This is a genomic window from Klebsiella sp. PCX, assembly GCF_021869705.1.
GTDB classification, from domain to species: Bacteria; Pseudomonadota; Gammaproteobacteria; order Enterobacterales; family Enterobacteriaceae; genus Klebsiella; species Klebsiella quasipneumoniae.
In genome coordinates, this window is sequence record NZ_CP091527.1 from 121,914 (window position 1) to 140,731 (window position 18,818).

Consider the following 18,818-nt stretch of genomic DNA (forward strand, 5'->3'; position numbering starts at 1 on the left):
TTGAGATATTTGCTCTTTAAAAATCTGGATCAAGCTGAAAATTGAAACACTGAACAACGAGAGTTGTTCGTGAGTCTCTCAAATTTTCGCAACACGATGATGGATCGCAAGAAACATCTTCGGGTTGTGAGGTTAAGCGACTAAGCGTACACGGTGGATGCCCTGGCAGTCAGAGGCGATGAAGGACGTGCTAATCTGCGATAAGCGTCGGTGAGGTGATATGAACCGTTATAACCGGCGATTTCCGAATGGGGAAACCCAGTGTGTTTCGACACACTATCATTAACTGAATCCATAGGTTAATGAGGCGAACCGGGGGAACTGAAACATCTAAGTACCCCGAGGAAAAGAAATCAACCGAGATTCCCCCAGTAGCGGCGAGCGAACGGGGAGGAGCCCAGAGCCTGAATCAGTGTGTGTGTTAGTGGAAGCGTCTGGAAAGGCGCGCGATACAGGGTGACAGCCCCGTACACAAAAATGCACATGCTGTGAGCTCGATGAGTAGGGCGGGACACGTGGTATCCTGTCTGAATATGGGGGGACCATCCTCCAAGGCTAAATACTCCTGACTGACCGATAGTGAACCAGTACCGTGAGGGAAAGGCGAAAAGAACCCCGGCGAGGGGAGTGAAAAAGAACCTGAAACCGTGTACGTACAAGCAGTGGGAGCACCTTCGGGTGTGACTGCGTACCTTTTGTATAATGGGTCAGCGACTTATATTCTGTAGCAAGGTTAACCGTATAGGGGAGCCGCAGGGAAACCGAGTCTTAACTGGGCGTTAAGTTGCAGGGTATAGACCCGAAACCCGGTGATCTAGCCATGGGCAGGTTGAAGGTTGGGTAACACTAACTGGAGGACCGAACCGACTAATGTTGAAAAATTAGCGGATGACTTGTGGCTGGGGGTGAAAGGCCAATCAAACCGGGAGATAGCTGGTTCTCCCCGAAAGCTATTTAGGTAGCGCCTCGTGAACTCATCTTCGGGGGTAGAGCACTGTTTCGGCTAGGGGGTCATCCCGACTTACCAACCCGATGCAAACTACGAATACCGAAGAATGTTATCACGGGAGACACACGGCGGGTGCTAACGTCCGTCGTGAAGAGGGAAACAACCCAGACCGCCAGCTAAGGTCCCAAAGTCATGGTTAAGTGGGAAACGATGTGGGAAGGCACAGACAGCCAGGATGTTGGCTTAGAAGCAGCCATCATTTAAAGAAAGCGTAATAGCTCACTGGTCGAGTCGGCCTGCGCGGAAGATGTAACGGGGCTAAACCATGCACCGAAGCTGCGGCAGCGACACTATGTGTTGTTGGGTAGGGGAGCGTTCTGTAAGCCTGCGAAGGTGACCTGTGAGGGTTGCTGGAGGTATCAGAAGTGCGAATGCTGACATAAGTAACGATAAAGCGGGTGAAAAGCCCGCTCGCCGGAAGACCAAGGGTTCCTGTCCAACGTTAATCGGGGCAGGGTGAGTCGACCCCTAAGGCGAGGCCGAAAGGCGTAGTCGATGGGAAACAGGTTAATATTCCTGTACTTGGTGTTACTGCGAAGGGGGGACGGAGAAGGCTATGTTAGCCGGGCGACGGTTGTCCCGGTTTAAGCATGTAGGCTGGTTATCCAGGCAAATCCGGATAATCAAGGCTGAGGTGTGATGACGAGGCACTACGGTGCTGAAGTAACAAATGCCCTGCTTCCAGGAAAAGCCTCTAAGCATCAGGTAACACGAAATCGTACCCCAAACCGACACAGGTGGTCAGGTAGAGAATACCAAGGCGCTTGAGAGAACTCGGGTGAAGGAACTAGGCAAAATGGTGCCGTAACTTCGGGAGAAGGCACGCTGGTGTGTAGGTGAAGCCCCTGCGGGTGGAGCTGAGACCAGTCGAAGATACCAGCTGGCTGCAACTGTTTATTAAAAACACAGCACTGTGCAAACACGAAAGTGGACGTATACGGTGTGACGCCTGCCCGGTGCCGGAAGGTTAATTGATGGGGTTATCCGTAAGGAGAAGCTCTTGATCGAAGCCCCGGTAAACGGCGGCCGTAACTATAACGGTCCTAAGGTAGCGAAATTCCTTGTCGGGTAAGTTCCGACCTGCACGAATGGCGTAATGATGGCCAGGCTGTCTCCACCCGAGACTCAGTGAAATTGAACTCGCTGTGAAGATGCAGTGTACCCGCGGCAAGACGGAAAGACCCCGTGAACCTTTACTATAGCTTGACACTGAACACTGGTCCTTGATGTGTAGGATAGGTGGGAGGCTTTGAAGTGTGGACGCCAGTCTGCATGGAGCCATCCTTGAAATACCACCCTTTAATGGCTGGTGTTCTAACGTGGGCCCGTAATCCGGGTTGCGGACAGTGTCTGGTGGGTAGTTTGACTGGGGCGGTCTCCTCCCAAAGAGTAACGGAGGAGCACGAAGGTTAGCTAATCCTGGTCGGACATCAGGAGGTTAGTGCAAAGGCATAAGCTAGCTTGACTGCGAGAGTGACGGCTCGAGCAGGTGCGAAAGCAGGTCTTAGTGATCCGGTGGTTCTGAATGGAAGGGCCATCGCTCAACGGATAAAAGGTACTCCGGGGATAACAGGCTGATACCGCCCAAGAGTTCATATCGACGGCGGTGTTTGGCACCTCGATGTCGGCTCATCACATCCTGGGGCTGAAGTAGGTCCCAAGGGTATGGCTGTTCGCCATTTAAAGTGGTACGCGAGCTGGGTTTAGAACGTCGTGAGACAGTTCGGTCCCTATCTGCCGTGGGCGCTGGAGAATTGAGGGGGGCTGCTCCTAGTACGAGAGGACCGGAGTGGACGCATCACTGGTGTTCGGGTTGTCATGCCAATGGCACTGCCCGGTAGCTAAATGCGGAAGAGATAAGTGCTGAAAGCATCTAAGCACGAAACTTGCCCCGAGATGAGTTCTCCCTGAGACTTTAAGTCTCCTGAAGGAACGTTAAAGACGATGACGTTGATAGGCCGGGTGTGTAAGCGCAGCGATGCGTTGAGCTAACCGGTACTAATGAACCGTGAGGCTTAACCTTACAACGCCGAAGATGTTTTGGCGATTTGAGAGAAGATTTTCAGCTGATACAGATTAGTCGATGCGTCCGCAGGACGTGTTGATAAAACAGAATTTGCCTGGCGGCACTAGCGCGGTGGTCCCACCTGACCCCATGCCGAACTCAGAAGTGAAACGCCGTAGCGCCGATGGTAGTGTGGGGTCTCCCCATGTGAGAGTAGGGAACTGCCAGGCATCAAATTGCAGTAAGCCGGGGTGACAACCGGTGGTCATAAAGCGAAAAAATTCGGTGGAGCGGTAGTTCAGTCGGTTAGAATACCTGCCTGTCACGCAGGGGGTCGCGGGTTCGAGTCCCGTCCGTTCCGCCACTTATTTAACATTAAGCCTGCTCAGATAGCAGGCTTAGTGGTAAGAAAGCTTTAGGGGCGTAGTTCAATTGGTAGAGCACCGGTCTCCAAAACCGGGTGTTGGGAGTTCGAGTCTCTCCGCCCCTGCCATTTATAAGAATCCTTTGCTCAGGCAAAGGATTTTTTTTATCTCTACTATCCATCTGCAATATCCCTATTCAAAATACCTTGCTCCTCTCCGTCCATGGAGAGTACCGCTTATTCCAGGATAGGGCTTTTCAGGATCTCGTGGATCTGCGCCTGCTTATCGCTATTTTGTAACCAGATCGCATAGAGTGGGCGGGACAGCGTAGCGCTGTCCATGACCGTATGTAACCCATGCTTCTCTTTCGCCCAGCGAACAGGTAGCCAACAGCAGCCGCTCAGACGCGATAATTGCTGATAGATCAGTTCAGCTGAAGAGGTAGTGAGCAGCGGAACATCATCGCTTCCTATCAGACCCACTTCGTTTTGCTGAAAATCGGGCCCCCATTCAAGGCGCAAGTAGTTCAATTCATTTCTGTTTTTTGCAGGCGATGTGCAATACAGGGCAAGAGTAAAATTACCCAACAGCTGGCTGCTTAATTCATCCATCTTCGGCGATTCGGTGGTGATCAGCAGATCCAACTGGCGTTCGTGAAGCTGTTTAACCAGCGACTGCCGCTGCGCGATACGCGCTTCAAACTGGAGATTGTAAGGTGCGCTGTAGAGGGTGCCGAGCCAGCCGTTAAGCATGCATTCCCACAGCGAGGCGCTGGCCCCGATGGAGAATTCATTATGTCGCGAAGAGTGTGCGACCTCCTTGCGCGCAGCCTGCCAGGTATTCATTAGCGTTTCGGCGTAGGGCAGGAGCTTTTCTCCGGCGGTCGTCAGGCGAATGTTATTACGATGTCGGGTGAACAGGTTCACACCAAGTTGATTTTCCAGCTGACGAATACGAAAGCTGACCGCTGACTGCGTCAGGTAAAGCGCCTCTGCTGCTCGCCCAAAGTGACGAGTTCTGCTCACTTCCAGGAAAGTCTTGAGCAATTCCGTATCCACACCGTTCTCCACAAAATTATTTGTCGTGATGATTTAAATGTTTTGTTTGACGCTCTGTCAAGCGTAACTAATACTCCGCGCCATAAATAGCTCGGCCAAAGAATCAGGAGCGTGTAGGATGGCGGAAAGCTTTACGACGACTAATCGTTTTTTCGACAATAAAAATTATCCACGCGGGTTCTCCCGTCACGGTGATTTCACCATCAAAGAGGCGCAACTGCTGGAACGTCATGGTTATGCCTTTAACGAACTGGAACTGGGTAAACGCGAACCTGTTACCGATGATGAAAAACAGTTTGTCTCGGTGTGCCGTGGTGAGCGTGAGCCGGTAACGGAAGCAGAACGCGTATGGATTAAGTATATGGCGCGCATCAAGCGGCCGAAGCGTTTCCATACTCTTTCCGGCGGCAAACCGCAGATGGAAGGCGCTGACGATTACACCGAAAGCGATGACTAAGAAAAAAGGGCGTAAGCCCTTTTTTTACGCCATCATTTTCTGCAGATGGTTTAGCATCCGGTCTATCGCCCGATAGCTGAGCGCCTCCTGCAAATGACGGCGTTCAATCTCTTCAGCCTCTGCCAGATCGGCAATGGTTCTCGCCACCTTTAACAGACGCTGCCAGGCTCGTATAGAGAGCCCCAGCTGCGTTAGCGTCTGTTCCAGCCAGACAGCGTCCTCCCGCCGTAAGTGGCAGCAGCTCTTCATTTCACGATTCTCAAGGTGGGCATTGAGCTTATTTTGTCTGAGCATTTGCCGTTCGCGCGCCGCCAGCACCCGTTGTCGGACCGTTGCGCTAGACTCTTCGCCCTGCGTGCCCTGGCTCAGTATCCCTGGCGGCGGCAGCGGGATCTCTAAGGAGAGATCGAAGCGGTCAAGGAAGGGGCCTGACAGACGTCCCAGATAACGTAATGTCTGCTCAGGCGATGTACGATTATGTTTGCCCTGATAATGCCCTGTCGGGCTTGGGTTCATTGCCGCGATAAGCTGAAAGCGCGCCGGATAGTCAATTTTGGCGCGCGAGCGTGATATATGGATCTTGCCTGACTCAATGGGTTCGCGCAGCGCATCCAGTACACGCCGCTCAAACTCCGGCAGCTCATCAAGAAACAGCACGCCATTATGGGCCAGGGAAATCTCACCGGGGACCGGTATCGAGCCGCCGCCCACCATCGCTGCCAGCGAAGCGCTATGATGAGGTGCGCGAAACGGCCTCTGACGCCACCGGGTCTTCGCGGTATGCAGATTGACCAGGCTCTGAATGGCCGTGCTCTCCAGGGCTTCCTGATTGCTTAATGGCGGCAGGAGACCGGGTAGCCGGCTGGCAAGCATGGTTTTCCCGGTGCCGGGTGGGCCGATCAGGAGCAGGTTGTGACCCCCGGCGGCCACAATCTCCAGCGCTCGCTTGCCCTGCTGCTGGCCGATAACATCGCGCAGATCTTCGCCGCGTTCATCAACGGTGGGTGCCTCGGCGAGAGGCGGCGAAAGCGATGTCTGCCCCGCGAGAAAAGCACACACCTCCTGCAGATGGTCGGCGACCAGGCAATCGCTGCCGCCGATCAGGCCGACCTCAGCCGCATTATCAGAGGAGACGACGATGCGCCGGCCGGCTTTGATGGCTTCCATTGCGCTGGGGATCGCCCCTGGAACGCCGCGTAACCCACCTGTGAGGGCGAGTTCGCCCACAAACTCATATTGATTCAGTCGCGTCGTGTTGAGCTGCTCTGAGGCAACGAGAAGCGCGAGAGCGATAGGTAGATCGTATCGCCCGCCCTCTTTAGGCAGATCCGCTGGCGCCAGGTTAATGGTTATTTTCTTCGCAGGGAAAGCGTAGCCGCTGTTGATCAGGGCGCTGCGAACCCGGTCACGGGCCTCTTTCACGGTGGTCTCCGGCAGTCCGACCATAGTCAGACCGGGCAGACCGTTGCTGAGATGAACCTCGACAGTAATCAATGGCGCTTCGATACCGAGCGCCGCGCGGGTATAGACGATGGCGAGCGACATAAAACCTCCTGGACCAGGCAGGATTATGGCTGACCTGTGTTAAAACGGGATCGGTAATAGTCAGAAGTTAGGACCATAAATCCATACTTTTCGCGCCATATTGTTACATTTAGCCGAAACTGGAAGTTCGCTCGCAAAACAGAGCGGCGTTGGGAAGGAGGGCGCAAAAGAGCGCGGCAGGCGAGAGAAAACTGAGTTTTTTTCATCTTCGAATTTTTTCATATAAAACAATTATTTTTGCTGAAACTGTTAGGCTGCTCAGCAACAGAGATATAAAAAAATCTTGTGTTTTATGTGATGTCTGTGGTACCTCTTTAGGTATTCCTTCGAACAAGAAGCCAGAAAGTACAGAAAATGACAGCCCTTCTACGAGTGATTAGCCTGGTCGTGATTAGCGTGGTGGTGATTATTATCCCACCGTGCGGGGCTGCACTTGGACGAGGAAAGGCTTAATAATCAAGCCTTAACGAACTAAGACCCCCGCACCGAAAGGTCCGGGGGTTTTTTTATAACTGAAATAACCTAAGCGAGGAGCAGATGATGACTTTTAGCATAAAATTCTGTTTCTCCCGATTTATGGCGGGGAACTAACTATGAATGGCGCGCAGTGGGTGGTACATGCTTTGCGGACACAGGGGGTCGACACCGTTTTTGGCTATCCGGGTGGCGCAATTATGCCGGTTTACGATGCACTGTATGACGGCGGCGTGGAGCACCTGCTGTGCCGGCATGAGCAAGGGGCAGCCATGGCGGCCATTGGTTATGCGCGAGCAACCGGTAAAACCGGGGTATGTATCGCGACTTCCGGCCCGGGCGCAACCAACCTGATCACCGGCCTGGCGGACGCTTTGCTTGACTCCATCCCCATTGTCGCTATCACCGGCCAGGTGGCCGCACCCTTCATCGGCACGGATGCGTTCCAGGAGGTAGACGTTCTCGGTTTGTCACTGGCCTGTACTAAGCACAGTTTCCTCGTGCAGTCTCTGGACGAGCTGCCGCGGGTCATTGCTGAAGCTTTCCAGGTGGCAAACTCAGGCCGTCCAGGCCCGGTGCTGGTTGATATCCCTAAGGATATTCAGATGGCGCAGGGCGATCTCGATCCCCATTTCTCTATGGTCGCCGATGAGATGGCATTCCCGCAGGCGGAAGTGGCTCAGGCTCTGCAGATGCTGGCTCAATCGCAGCAACCGATGCTGTATGTTGGCGGCGGGGTCGGCATGGCGCAGGCGGTACCGGCGCTGCGCGAATTCCTCGCAGTGACCCGGATGCCGGCGACCTGCACCCTGAAAGGGCTGGGCGTGGTGGACGCCGATTACCCGTATTATCTCGGCATGCTGGGAATGCACGGCACCAAGGCGGCCAATCTGGCGGTACAGGAGTGCGATCTGCTGATTGCCGTCGGCGCGCGCTTTGACGATCGCGTGACCGGCAAGCTCAACACCTTCGCGCCGCATGCCAAAGTGATCCATATGGACATCGATCCGGCGGAGCTGAACAAGCTGCGCCAGGCGCACATTGGTCTGACCGGCGATCTGAACCGCTTGCTGCCGGCGCTGCAGCAGCCGTTAGCGATCGATGGCTGGCGCGAGCGGAGTGCCGCACTGCGTGCCGACCACGCCTGGCGTTACGATCATCCCGGTGAGGCTATCTACGCGCCGCTGCTGCTGAAACAGCTTTCCGACCGCAAGCCGGCGGACAGCGTGGTGACAACCGACGTAGGCCAGCATCAGATGTGGTCGGCTCAGCATATGACCTATAGCCGCCCGGAAAACTTCATTACCTCCAGCGGCTTAGGCACCATGGGCTTTGGCCTGCCGGCCGCCGTTGGCGCCCAGGTGGCGCGCCCTAACGATACGGTGATCTGTATCTCTGGTGACGGCTCCTTCATGATGAATGTGCAGGAGCTGGGCACCGTAAAACGCAAGCAGTTACCGCTGAAGATCGTATTACTCGACAACCAGCGGTTAGGGATGGTTCGACAATGGCAGCAGCTGTTTTTCCAGGAACGTTATAGCGAAACCACTCTGACTGATAACCCTGATTTCCTCACGCTGGCCAGCGCCTTCGGTATTCCTGGCCAACACATCACCCGTAAAGACCAGGTTGAAGCGGCACTCGACACCATGCTTTCGAGCCAGGGGCCATACCTGCTTCATGTCTCAATCGACGAACTTGAGAATGTCTGGCCGTTGGTGCCGCCCGGCGCCAGTAACTCTGAAATGCTGGAGAAATTATCATGATGCAACATCAGGTCGCTTTACAGGCACGTTTCAACCCGGAAACCTTAGAGCGCGTGCTGCGCGTTGTCCGTCACCGTGGTTTTCAAATCTGCGCAATGAACATGGAAACCGCAGCGGACGCACAGAACATAAATATCGAATTGACCGTTGCCAGCCCGCGGCCCGTCGAATTACTGTTTAGTCAATTAAGTAAACTGGTCGACGTTGCCTGCGTCGAGATCCAGCAACCCACATCACAACAAATCCGCGCCTGAGCGCAAAGGAAGAAAAATGACGACGAAAAAAGCTGATTACATCTGGTTCAATGGCGAGATGGTTCCGTGGGGCGAAGCGAAAGTTCATGTGATGTCCCATGCGCTGCACTATGGCACCTCGGTATTCGAAGGCATCCGTTGCTACGACTCGCACAAAGGCCCGGTGGTGTTCCGTCATCGCGAACATATGCAGCGTCTGCATGACTCAGCCAAAATTTATCGTTTCCCGGTCTCCCAGAGCGTCGACGAACTGATGGAAGCCTGCCGCGAAGTCATTCGCACTAATAATCTGACCAGCGCTTATATCCGCCCGCTGGTGTTTGTTGGCGATGTCGGCATGGGGGTAAACCCGCCTCCGGGTTACAACACTGACGTGATCATCGCGGCGTTCCCGTGGGGAGCCTACCTCGGCGCAGAAGCGCTGGAGCAGGGGATCGATGCCATGGTCTCTTCCTGGAACCGCGCGGCGCCGAACACCATACCGACGGCGGCGAAAGCCGGCGGCAACTATCTCTCCTCGCTGCTGGTTGGCAGCGAAGCGCGTCGCCATGGCTATCAGGAAGGTATTGCCCTCGACGTTAACGGCTATATCTCCGAAGGCGCAGGGGAAAACCTGTTTGAAGTGAAGGACGGCGTGCTGTTCACCCCGCCGTTTACCTCTTCCGCGCTGCCGGGCATTACCCGCGACGCCATCATCAAGCTGGCGAAAGATCTCGGTATTGAAGTCCGCGAGCAGGTATTGTCCCGTGAATCCCTGTACCTGGCGGATGAAGTCTTCATGTCCGGCACCGCGGCGGAAATCACCCCGGTACGCAGCGTGGATGGTATCCAGGTCGGCGCAGGTCGTCGCGGTCCGGTCACCAAACGCATTCAGGAAGCCTTCTTTGGCCTCTTCACCGGTGAAACAGAAGATAAATGGGGCTGGTTGGATCCGGTAAGTAAGTAATTAAAAATGGGACGGCACGCACCGTCCCATTTAATAAACACAGATGGGAGTAAAAAGAGCATGCCTAAGTACCGTTCCGCCACCACCACACATGGCCGCAATATGGCGGGCGCCCGCGCGTTGTGGCGCGCAACCGGGATGACCGATGCCGATTTCGGCAAACCGATTATCGCCGTCGTTAACTCCTTTACCCAGTTTGTTCCTGGGCACGTGCACCTGCGCGACCTCGGCAAACTGGTTGCCGAGCAGATTGAAGCCGCCGGTGGCGTGGCCAAAGAATTCAACACCATCGCAGTGGATGATGGGATCGCCATGGGCCACGGGGGTATGCTCTATTCACTGCCATCCCGCGAGCTGATCGCCGACTCGGTGGAGTACATGGTTAACGCCCATTGTGCGGATGCGATGGTCTGTATCTCCAACTGCGACAAAATCACCCCGGGGATGCTGATGGCTTCCCTGCGCCTGAACATTCCGGTGATCTTTGTGTCCGGCGGCCCAATGGAAGCCGGGAAAACCAAGCTGTCAGATAAAATCATCAAGCTCGACCTGGTGGATGCGATGATCCAGGGGGCGGATCCGAAAGTGTCCGACGAGCAGAGTAATCAGGTGGAACGGTCCGCCTGTCCGACCTGCGGCTCCTGTTCCGGGATGTTCACCGCCAACTCCATGAACTGCCTGACCGAAGCGCTGGGTCTGTCGCAGCCGGGTAACGGCTCTCTGCTGGCGACCCACGCCGATCGTAAGGAGCTGTTCCTTAACGCCGGGAAACGTATCGTTGAGCTGACCAAACGCTATTACGAGCAGGATGACGCTTCCGCGCTGCCGCGCAATATCGCCAGCAAGGCGGCCTTTGAGAACGCCATGACGCTGGATATCGCCATGGGCGGTTCCACCAACACCGTTCTGCACCTGCTGGCGGCGGCGCAGGAAGCTGAAATCGACTTCACCATGAGCGATATCGATAAGCTTTCCCGCAAAGTGCCGCAGCTGTGTAAGGTGGCGCCGAGCACGCAGAAATACCATATGGAAGATGTGCATCGCGCCGGCGGCGTGCTGGGCATTCTGGGCGAGCTGGACCGCGCCGGGCTGTTGAATCGCGAGGTCAAAAACGTTCTCGGCCTGACGCTGCCGCAGACCCTGGAACAGTACGATGTGATGGTGACCCAGGACGACGCGGTGAAAAAAATGTTCCGCGCCGGGCCGGCGGGCATCCGTACCACCCAGGCGTTCTCGCAAGACTGCCGCTGGGATACGCTGGATGACGATCGCGCCGAAGGCTGTATCCGTTCTCTGGAACATGCTTACAGCAAGGACGGCGGCCTGGCGGTGCTGTACGGCAATTTCGCGGAAAACGGCTGTATCGTGAAAACCGCCGGCGTGGACGACAGCATCCTGAAATTTACCGGTCCGGCGAAAGTGTATGAGAGCCAGGACGATGCGGTTGAGGCCATCCTCGGCGGTAAAGTCGTTGAAGGCGACGTCGTGGTGATCCGCTACGAAGGGCCGAAAGGCGGGCCGGGGATGCAGGAGATGCTTTACCCCACCAGCTTCCTGAAGTCGATGGGGCTGGGCAAAGCCTGCGCGCTGATCACCGATGGCCGTTTCTCGGGCGGCACCTCAGGGCTCTCTATCGGTCACGTCTCACCGGAAGCGGCGAGCGGCGGCAACATCGCGCTCATTGAAGATGGCGACATGATCGCGATTGATATTCCGAACCGCAGCATTCAGCTGCAGCTGAGCGATGCGGAAATTGCGGCGCGTCGTGAAGCCCAGGAAGCGCGTGGCGACCAGGCGTGGACGCCGAAAAATCGCCAGCGTCAGGTCTCCTTTGCCCTTCGCGCCTACGCCAGCCTGGCGACCAGCGCCGACAAAGGCGCGGTTCGCGATAAATCGAAACTGGGTGGCTAATCATGGCGGATTCACAACCCCTGTCCGGCGCCCCTGAGGGCGCCGAATACCTGAGAGCAGTGCTGCGCGCGCCGGTTTATGAAGCGGTGCAGAAAACGCCGCTGCAAAAAATGGACAAACTCTCTTCTCGCCTGGATAACGTTATTCTGGTGAAGCGCGAAGATCGCCAACCGGTACACAGCTTTAAGCTGCGCGGCGCCTACGCGATGATGTCCAGCCTGACCGCGGAACAGAAATCCCACGGGGTGATCACCGCCTCGGCGGGCAATCATGCCCAGGGAGTGGCGTTCTCCGCATCGAGGCTGGGCGTTAAGGCGCTGATCGTGATGCCGGTAGCGACCGCCGACATCAAAGTGGATGCCGTTCGCGGCTTTGGCGGCGAAGTGCTGCTGCATGGCGCCAACTTTGACGAAGCGAAGGCGAGGGCGATTGAGCTGGCGCAGCAGCAGGGCTTTACCTGGGTGCCGCCGTTCGATCACCCGATGGTCATCGCCGGTCAGGGAACCCTGGCGCTGGAGCTGCTGCAGCAGGATGCCCACATCGACCGCGTGTTCGTCCCGGTGGGCGGCGGCGGCCTGGCGGCAGGCGTGGCGGTGCTGATCAAGCAGCTGATGCCGCAGATCAAAGTGATCGCGGTGGAAGCGGAAGATTCGGCCTGCCTGAAGGCGGCGCTGGACGCCGGTCATCCGGTGGACCTGCCGCGCGTCGGCTTGTTTGCCGAAGGCGTGGCGGTCAAACGCATCGGCGATGAAACCTTCCGTCTGTGCCAGGAGTATCTGGACGACATCATCACCGTCGACAGCGACGCTATTTGCGCGGCGATGAAGGATCTGTTCGAAGATGTGCGGGCGGTGGCAGAGCCTTCCGGCGCGCTGGCGCTGGCGGGGATGAAGAAATATATCGCTCAGCACAATATTCGCGGTGAGCGACTGGCTCACATCCTGTCCGGGGCCAACGTCAACTTCCACGGTCTGCGCTACGTGTCTGAGCGCTGCGAGCTCGGGGAACAGCGCGAAGCGCTGCTGGCGGTGACGATCCCGGAAGAGAAGGGCAGCTTTCTGAAGTTTTGCCAGCTGCTGGGGGGCCGCTCGGTGACGGAGTTCAACTACCGCTTTGCCGATGCCAAAGACGCCTGTATTTTTGTGGGGGTACGTCTGAGTCGTGGGCTGGAGGAGCGGAAAGAGATCCTCCAGTTACTGAACGATGGCGGCTACAGCGTCGTTGACCTTTCCGATGATGAAATGGCCAAGCTCCATGTGCGCTATATGGTCGGCGGCCGACCGTCCAAAGCGCTGCAGGAGCGGCTGTTCAGCTTCGAGTTTCCGGAATCGCCGGGGGCGCTGCTGAAGTTCCTGCACACCCTCGGCACCCACTGGAATATTTCGCTGTTCCACTACCGTAGCCACGGCACCGACTATGGTCGGGTTTTGGCGGCCTTCGAGCTGGGCGAGCACGAGCCGGACTTTGAAACTCGTCTCAATGAGCTGGGCTATGAGTGCCACGACGAAACGCATAACCCGGCATTCCGCTTTTTCCTCGCGGGTTAGTGGTTGGGAAGAATTTTCCAGAAAGCATCAATAAGCGGCTCATGCAGCCGCTTTTTTTGTGCGCAAACGCCCAGCTCAAACGGCGTTTGCTCATCGCTGCGCTCCAGGATCATCACCCTGTTGCGTACCGGCTCCGGACTGTTCTCCAGCACCACCTCCGGCAGCAGCGCCACGCCGCATCCCAGGGCGACCATCGACACCATCGCTTCGTGCCCGCCGACGGTGGCGTAGATCGACGGATTGCTGATTTTATGCCGCCGAAACCACAGCTCGATGCGCCGACGTACCGGCCCCTGGTCGGCCATGATAAAGGGCACTGTCGACCAGTCGGGGCGCTCGACGGTCACCTGGTTGCGCACCGGGCAGGGAAGGGCCGGTGCAATTAACACCACGGCGAGGTTCTCCAGCATCGAAAACGCCACCGACCCTGGCAGAGTCTCCGGCTTACCGGCAATCGCCAGGTCGGCTTCGCCGGTGACCACCTTCTCCATAGCGTCGGCGGCGTCGCCGGTCGACAGCTTGATCTCCACCGAGGGGTGCGCGGCGCGAAAGCGGTCGAGGATCGGCGGCAGATGGCTATAGGCGGCGGTGACGGAGCAGAAGATGTGCAGCTCGCCGGAGAGCGAAGGGCCCTGCTGATCGATGACGTGACGAAGCTGCTGATACTGCAGTAAAGTCTGTTGGGCAAAGGTACGTAACTCTTCCCCGGCTTCGGTAAGGGTCACCGTGCGATTATCTCGCACGAACAGCGGCTGGCCGAGGTCCTCTTCCAGACGCTGGATCTGGCGCGAAAGCGTCGACGGGCTGACGTGCATGGCCCGCGCGCTGCGGCCAAAATGGCGGCTTTCCGCCAGATGCAGAAAGGTTTTCAGATCGCGTAAATCCACGGCGCGTTCTCCCCGGTTTTGTATTTCATAAAATGCAACGTGACGTTGTGAATATATCAATTTCCGCAATAAAATTCCTGTCATATAGTAAGTTCATTCTCGCAAAAGCGAACCGAACAATAAGCACGACACAACATCACGGAGTTACAGACATGGCTAACTACTTTAATACACTGAACCTGCGCCAGCAGCTGGCACAGCTGGGCAAATGCCGCTTTATGGCGCGCGACGAATTCGCCGATGGCGCAAGCTACCTTCAGGGTAAAAAAGTGGTCATCGTCGGCTGCGGCGCGCAGGGCCTGAACCAGGGTCTGAACATGCGTGACTCCGGCCTGGATATCTCCTATGCGCTGCGCAAAGAAGCGATCGCCGAGAAGCGCGCCTCCTGGCGTAAAGCGACCGAAAACGGCTTCAAAGTCGGCACTTATGAAGAGCTGATCCCGCAGGCGGACCTGGTGGTTAACCTGACTCCGGACAAACAGCACTCTGACGTTGTGCGCTCCGTACAGCCGCTGATGAAAGACGGCGCGGCGCTGGGCTACTCCCACGGTTTCAACATCGTGGAAGTGGGCGAGCAGATCCGTAAAGACATCACCGTGGTGATGGTGGCGCCGAAGTGCCCGGGTACCGAAGTGCGTGAAGAGTACAAACGCGGTTTCGGCGTACCGACGCTTATCGCGGTACATCCGGAAAACGACCCGAAAGGCGAAGGCATGGCCATTGCGAAAGCATGGGCGGCGGCGACCGGCGGCCATCGTGCGGGCGTGCTGGAATCTTCCTTCGTTGCCGAAGTGAAATCTGACCTGATGGGCGAGCAGACCATCCTCTGCGGCATGCTGCAGGCGGGTTCTCTGCTGTGCTTCGACAAGCTGGTGGCGGAAGGTACCGATCCGGCGTATGCAGAAAAACTGATTCAGTTCGGCTGGGAAACCATCACCGAAGCGCTGAAGCAGGGCGGCATCACCCTGATGATGGATCGCCTCTCTAACCCGGCGAAACTGCGCGCTTATGCGCTCTCCGAGCAGCTGAAAGAGATTATGGCGCCGCTGTTCCAGAAACACATGGACGACATCATTTCCGGCGAATTCTCCTCCGGTATGATGGCGGACTGGGCGAACGACGATAAGAAACTGCTGACCTGGCGTGAAGAGACCGGTAAAACCGCGTTCGAAACCGCGCCGCAGTATGAAGGTAAAATCGGCGAGCAGGAGTACTTCGATAAAGGCGTTCTGATGATCGCGATGGTGAAAGCGGGCGTTGAGCTGGCCTTCGAAACCATGGTGGCCTCCGGCATCATCGAAGAGTCCGCGTACTACGAATCACTGCACGAGCTGCCGCTGATCGCCAATACTATTGCCCGTAAGCGTCTGTACGAGATGAACGTGGTTATCTCTGATACCGCTGAATATGGTAACTACCTGTTCTCTTACGCTTGCGTACCGCTGCTGAAAGAGTTCATGACCACCCTGCAGACTGGCGACCTGGGTACGGCGATTGCCGAAGGCGCGGTAGACAACGCTCAGCTGCGTGATGTTAACGAAGCCATTCGCAGCCACGCTATTGAGCAGGTTGGTAAGAAACTGCGCGGTTATATGACCGATATGAAACGTATCGCGGTAGCCGGCTAATTCCTCGTCGTCTTTCGACTTGCCGATGCGTTGGCTACGGTACGTACACCCCAGTCACATAGTAATCTATGTTCACGGGGATGTACTTCCTTGCCGCCTTCCGGCAAGCCGAAATCCATAGAGGAATGGATTTGTTTAATAGGCCTGATAAGCGAAGCGCCATCAGGCAAAAACCCGGAGATTAAGATCCCCGGGTTTTTTATTATTTCCGGTACAGCACTTTGATGATGTGGTAGCCGAACTGGGTATGCAGCGGGCCGGTTGGCTCCAGCACCGGGCAGGAGAAAACCACTTTATCGAACGCCGGCACCATCTGGCCCTGGCGGAACTCACCTAAATCACCGCCGCGTTTGCCTGATGGGCAAATGGAGTGCTTCTTCGCCAGCTTACCGAAGTCGGCGCCGTTTTTAATCTGCTCCAGAAGATCCAGAGCCAGTTTCTCTTCTTTAACAAGAATATGCAGTGCTGCTGCTGTTTTTGCCATGATCGTGCCTTGAATAGGTTGAGATAAATCGGGGCGCAATATACCACGCGTCAGCGGCGATAAAGCACCTTAATGATATGGTAGCCAAATTTGGTTTTTACCGGACCGTAGGGCTTGAGAAGTGGGCAGCTAAAGACCGCCTGATCGAATGGGCCGACCATCGCGCCTTGCTGAAACTCCCCCAGATCGCCGCCGTTACGCCCGGACGGGCATTTCGAATAGCGCTTTGCCAGATGATCGAAGCTGATGCCGCGTTCCAGTTTGGCAAGGATCTCCTGGGCCAGTTTCTCTTCTTTGACCAGGATATGCAGGGCTGCTGCGGTCTTTTTCATGGTTCTGCTCTACGGGTTAATCGCGATTTCTTCACTTTACCATCAGTCGGTAAATCTCGGCTCCGCTTTCTGCTACAATCGCCACCCCGTTCGAAGATTGAGCAAGACTCCCATGCGTTTAAACCCTGGCCAACAACAAGCCGTCGAATTTGTAACCGGACCTTGCCTGGTGCTGGCGGGCGCCGGCTCCGGTAAGACCCGCGTGATCACCAATAAAATCGCCCACCTGATCCGCGGCTGCGGCTATCAGGCGCGCCATATCGCGGCCGTGACCTTTACCAACAAAGCCGCGCGCGAGATGAAAGAGCGCGTTGGGCAAACGCTGGGGCGCAAAGAGGCGCGTGGGCTGATGATCTCCACCTTCCACACTCTGGGGCTGGATATCATCAAGCGGGAATACGCCGCGCTGGGCATGAAGTCTAACTTCTCCTTATTCGACGATACTGACCAGGTGGCGCTGCTCAAAGAGCTGACCGAAGGGTTGATCGAAGATGACAAAGTGGTGCTCCAGCAGTTGATCTCGACGATCTCCAACTGGAAAAACGATCTGAAAACCCCGGCGCAGGCCGCCGCGGGTGCGAAAGGCGAACGGGATCGCATCTTCGCCCACTGCTATGGGCTGTACGATGCGCATATGAAGGCCTGCAATGTCCTCGATTTTGACGATCTGATCCTGCTGCCGACGCTGCTGCTGCAGCGCAACGAGGAGGTGCGCGAACGCTGGCAGAATAAGATCCGCTACCTGCTGGTGGATGAGTATCAGGATACCAACACCAGCCAGTATGAGCTGGTGAAGCTGCTGGTGGGCCAGCGGGCGCGTTTTACCGTGGTAGGCGACGATGACCAGTCGATCTACTCGTGGCGCGGCGCGCGGCCGCAGAACCTGGTGCTGCTCAGCCAGGATTTTCCGGCGCTGCAGGTGATTAAGCTTGAGCAGAACTACCGCTCATCCGGGCGTATTCTGAAAGCCGCTAACATTCTGATCGCCAATAACCCGCACGTTTTTGAAAAGCGGCTGTTCTCTGAGCTGGGATATGGCGCTGAGCTGAAAGTGCTCTCCGCCAACAATGAAGATCATGAAGCGGAGCGCGTGGCCGGGGAGCTGATCGCCCACCACTTCATCAATAAAACCAATTACAAAGACTACGCGATCCTTTATCGCGGCAATCACCAGTCGCGGGTCTTTGAAAAGATGCTGATGCAGAACCGCATCCCGTACAAAATCTCCGGCGGCACGTCGTTCTTCTCGCGCCCGGAAATTAAAGATCTGCTGGCCTATCTGCGCGTGCTTACCAACCCGGACGACGACAGCGCCTTCCTGCGTATCGTGAATACACCGAAGCGCGAGATCGGCCCGGCGACGCTGCAAAAGCTCGGTGAGTGGGCGATGGGCCGCAACAAAGGATTGTTCACCGCCAGCTTTGATATGGGTCTCAGCCAGACGCTGACCGGGCGCGGGTATGAATCACTCACCCGCTTCACCCACTGGCTGCGTGAGATCCAGCAGCTGGCCGAACGCGAGCCGGTCAACGCCGTGCGCGACTTAATCCGCGGAATTGACTACGAATCCTGGCTGTATGAAACCTCGCCCAGCCCGAAGGCCGCAGAAATGCGCATGAAAAACGTCAACCAGCTGTTCACCTGGATGACCGAGATGCTGGAAGGCAGCGAAATCGATGAGCCAATGACCCTGACGCAGGTGGTCACCCGCTTTACGCTGCGCGACATGATGGAGCGCGGTGAATCGGATGAAGAGCTGGATCAGGTGCAGCTGATGACCCTTCATGCCTCAAAAGGGCTGGAGTTCCCGTATGTTTACCTGGTGGGAATGGAAGAGGGATTGCTCCCGCACCAGAGCAGCATTGATGAAGATAATGTCGATGAAGAGCGCCGGTTAGCCTACGTGGGCATCACCCGCGCGCAGAAAGAGCTGACCTTTACGCTCTGTAAGGAGCGCCGGCAGTATGGTGAGGTGGTGCGCCCGGAACCGAGCCGTTTTCTGCTGGAGCTACCCCAGGACGATCTGATTTGGGAGCAGGCGCGCAAAGTGATTACCGCTGAAGAGCGAATGCATAAAGGACAGGCTAACGTGGCGAACATTCGCGCCATGCTGGCAAAAGCTAAAGAGAAAGGATAGCGATAAGCTGGCC

Annotated in this window: 14 protein-coding genes, 2 tRNA genes and 2 rRNA genes; 13 read left to right on the forward strand and 5 right to left on the reverse strand. The window is 56.3% G+C overall.

Annotated features, from left to right (window positions below):
- Positions 1–130 precede the first annotated feature (130 nt).
- From GQR96_RS00565 to GQR96_RS00580, 4 genes are all read left to right on the forward strand, one after another.
- Positions 131–3,032 (forward strand): 23S ribosomal RNA (locus tag GQR96_RS00565).
- Between the two features lie 96 nt (positions 3,033–3,128).
- Positions 3,129–3,244: ribosomal RNA gene (rrf, locus tag GQR96_RS00570) — 5S ribosomal RNA — on the forward strand.
- Between the two features lie 57 nt (positions 3,245–3,301).
- Positions 3,302–3,378, forward strand: a tRNA-Asp gene (locus GQR96_RS00575).
- 53 nt (positions 3,379–3,431) lie between these two features.
- A tRNA-Trp gene (locus GQR96_RS00580) sits at positions 3,432–3,507 on the forward strand.
- 108 nt (positions 3,508–3,615) lie between these two features.
- Here the strand turns inward: GQR96_RS00580 and hdfR are convergent.
- Complete coding sequence (hdfR, locus tag GQR96_RS00585; RefSeq protein WP_004886879.1) at positions 3,616–4,437, reverse strand: HTH-type transcriptional regulator HdfR; 822 nt, start codon at positions 4,435–4,437, stop codon at positions 3,616–3,618.
- Positions 4,438–4,555: 118 nt separating this feature from the next.
- On the opposite strand from hdfR, the gene GQR96_RS00590 reads away from it, so the two are divergent.
- Positions 4,556–4,894: a MaoP family protein gene (locus tag GQR96_RS00590; protein ID WP_004886877.1), complete on the forward strand. Its 339-nt coding sequence runs from the start codon at positions 4,556–4,558 to the stop codon at positions 4,892–4,894.
- A 24-nt stretch (positions 4,895–4,918) separates the two neighbouring features.
- Here GQR96_RS00590 and GQR96_RS00595 read toward each other — a convergent pair whose 3' ends face one another.
- Positions 4,919–6,439, reverse strand: coding sequence for a YifB family Mg chelatase-like AAA ATPase (locus tag GQR96_RS00595; RefSeq protein ID WP_023319436.1), 1,521 nt, complete (start codon positions 6,437–6,439; stop codon positions 4,919–4,921).
- A 354-nt stretch (positions 6,440–6,793) separates the two neighbouring features.
- Here GQR96_RS00595 and ilvL point away from each other — a divergent pair, with 354 nt between their 5' ends.
- The 6 genes from ilvL (at position 6,794) to ilvA (ending at position 13,337) form a co-directional block, all read left to right on the forward strand.
- On the forward strand, positions 6,794–6,892 hold the full coding sequence (gene ilvL, locus GQR96_RS00600; protein WP_001311244.1) for an ilv operon leader peptide: 99 nt from the start codon (positions 6,794–6,796) through the stop codon (positions 6,890–6,892).
- 140 nt (positions 6,893–7,032) lie between these two features.
- Positions 7,033–8,679 carry an acetolactate synthase 2 catalytic subunit gene (ilvG, locus tag GQR96_RS00605; protein WP_023319437.1) on the forward strand — a complete coding sequence of 549 codons (1,647 nt, stop codon included), beginning with the start codon at positions 7,033–7,035 and terminating at the stop codon, positions 8,677–8,679.
- Positions 8,676–8,933, forward strand: coding sequence for an acetolactate synthase 2 small subunit (gene ilvM / locus GQR96_RS00610; protein WP_004886870.1), 258 nt, complete (start codon positions 8,676–8,678; stop codon positions 8,931–8,933). Before ilvG ends, ilvM begins: the two co-directional genes overlap by 4 nt.
- Positions 8,934–8,949: 16 nt before the next feature.
- Positions 8,950–9,879 (forward strand): branched-chain-amino-acid transaminase, encoded by a 930-nt coding sequence (gene ilvE / locus GQR96_RS00615; protein WP_002883171.1) that lies wholly within the window; start codon positions 8,950–8,952, stop codon positions 9,877–9,879.
- 60 nt (positions 9,880–9,939) lie between these two features.
- Positions 9,940–11,790 carry a dihydroxy-acid dehydratase gene (gene ilvD / locus GQR96_RS00620; protein WP_002883173.1) on the forward strand — a complete coding sequence of 617 codons (1,851 nt, stop codon included), beginning with the start codon at positions 9,940–9,942 and terminating at the stop codon, positions 11,788–11,790.
- A gap of 2 nt (positions 11,791–11,792) precedes the next feature.
- Complete coding sequence (gene ilvA, locus GQR96_RS00625; protein ID WP_002883174.1) at positions 11,793–13,337, forward strand: threonine ammonia-lyase, biosynthetic; 1,545 nt, start codon at positions 11,793–11,795, stop codon at positions 13,335–13,337.
- On the opposite strand, the gene ilvY is transcribed toward ilvA, so the two are convergent.
- On the reverse strand, positions 13,334–14,224 hold the full coding sequence (ilvY, locus tag GQR96_RS00630; protein WP_002883176.1) for an HTH-type transcriptional activator IlvY: 891 nt from the start codon (positions 14,222–14,224) through the stop codon (positions 13,334–13,336). The genes ilvA and ilvY overlap by 4 nt on opposite strands.
- 152 nt (positions 14,225–14,376) lie before the next feature.
- Here ilvY and ilvC point away from each other — a divergent pair, with 152 nt between their 5' ends.
- Positions 14,377–15,852, forward strand: a complete 1,476-nt coding sequence (gene ilvC, locus GQR96_RS00635) for a ketol-acid reductoisomerase (protein WP_002883178.1) — start codon at positions 14,377–14,379, stop codon at positions 15,850–15,852.
- Between the two features lie 202 nt (positions 15,853–16,054).
- On the opposite strand, the gene ppiC (GQR96_RS00640) is transcribed toward ilvC, so the two are convergent.
- The gene (gene ppiC, locus GQR96_RS00640) at positions 16,055–16,336 is read right to left on the reverse strand and encodes a peptidylprolyl isomerase PpiC (RefSeq protein WP_004886861.1); all 282 of its coding nucleotides are present in this window, start codon (positions 16,334–16,336) and stop codon (positions 16,055–16,057) included.
- A 50-nt stretch (positions 16,337–16,386) separates the two neighbouring features.
- Entirely contained in the window at positions 16,387–16,668 is a 282-nt protein-coding gene (gene ppiC / locus GQR96_RS00645) for a peptidylprolyl isomerase PpiC (protein ID WP_004886860.1), read from the reverse strand.
- Between the two features lie 112 nt (positions 16,669–16,780).
- Here ppiC (GQR96_RS00645) and rep point away from each other — a divergent pair, with 112 nt between their 5' ends.
- Positions 16,781–18,805: a DNA helicase Rep gene (gene rep, locus GQR96_RS00650; RefSeq protein ID WP_004886858.1), complete on the forward strand. Its 2,025-nt coding sequence runs from the start codon at positions 16,781–16,783 to the stop codon at positions 18,803–18,805.
- Positions 18,806–18,818: the final 13 nt, after the last annotated feature.

Bases quoted from the DNA above. Each gene is read 5' to 3' on its own strand.
- ppiC (WP_004886861.1), bottom strand. From the start codon at position 16,336: ATGGCAAAAACAGCAGCAGCACTGCATATTCTTGTTAAAGAAGAGAAA.
- ppiC (WP_004886860.1), bottom strand. From the start codon at position 16,668: ATGAAAAAGACCGCAGCAGCCCTGCATATCCTGGTCAAAGAAGAGAAA.
- ilvE (WP_002883171.1), top strand. From the start codon at position 8,950: ATGACGACGAAAAAAGCTGATTACATCTGGTTCAATGGCGAGATGGTT.
- ilvG (WP_023319437.1), top strand. From the start codon at position 7,033: ATGAATGGCGCGCAGTGGGTGGTACATGCTTTGCGGACACAGGGGGTC.
- ilvC (WP_002883178.1), top strand. From the start codon at position 14,377: ATGGCTAACTACTTTAATACACTGAACCTGCGCCAGCAGCTGGCACAG.
- ilvL (WP_001311244.1), top strand. From the start codon at position 6,794: ATGACAGCCCTTCTACGAGTGATTAGCCTGGTCGTGATTAGCGTGGTG.
- ilvA (WP_002883174.1), top strand. From the start codon at position 11,793: ATGGCGGATTCACAACCCCTGTCCGGCGCCCCTGAGGGCGCCGAATAC.
- ilvM (WP_004886870.1), top strand. From the start codon at position 8,676: ATGATGCAACATCAGGTCGCTTTACAGGCACGTTTCAACCCGGAAACC.
- ilvD (WP_002883173.1), top strand. From the start codon at position 9,940: ATGCCTAAGTACCGTTCCGCCACCACCACACATGGCCGCAATATGGCG.
- GQR96_RS00595 (WP_023319436.1), bottom strand. From the start codon at position 6,439: ATGTCGCTCGCCATCGTCTATACCCGCGCGGCGCTCGGTATCGAAGCG.
- GQR96_RS00590 (WP_004886877.1), top strand. From the start codon at position 4,556: ATGGCGGAAAGCTTTACGACGACTAATCGTTTTTTCGACAATAAAAAT.
- rep (WP_004886858.1), top strand. From the start codon at position 16,781: ATGCGTTTAAACCCTGGCCAACAACAAGCCGTCGAATTTGTAACCGGA.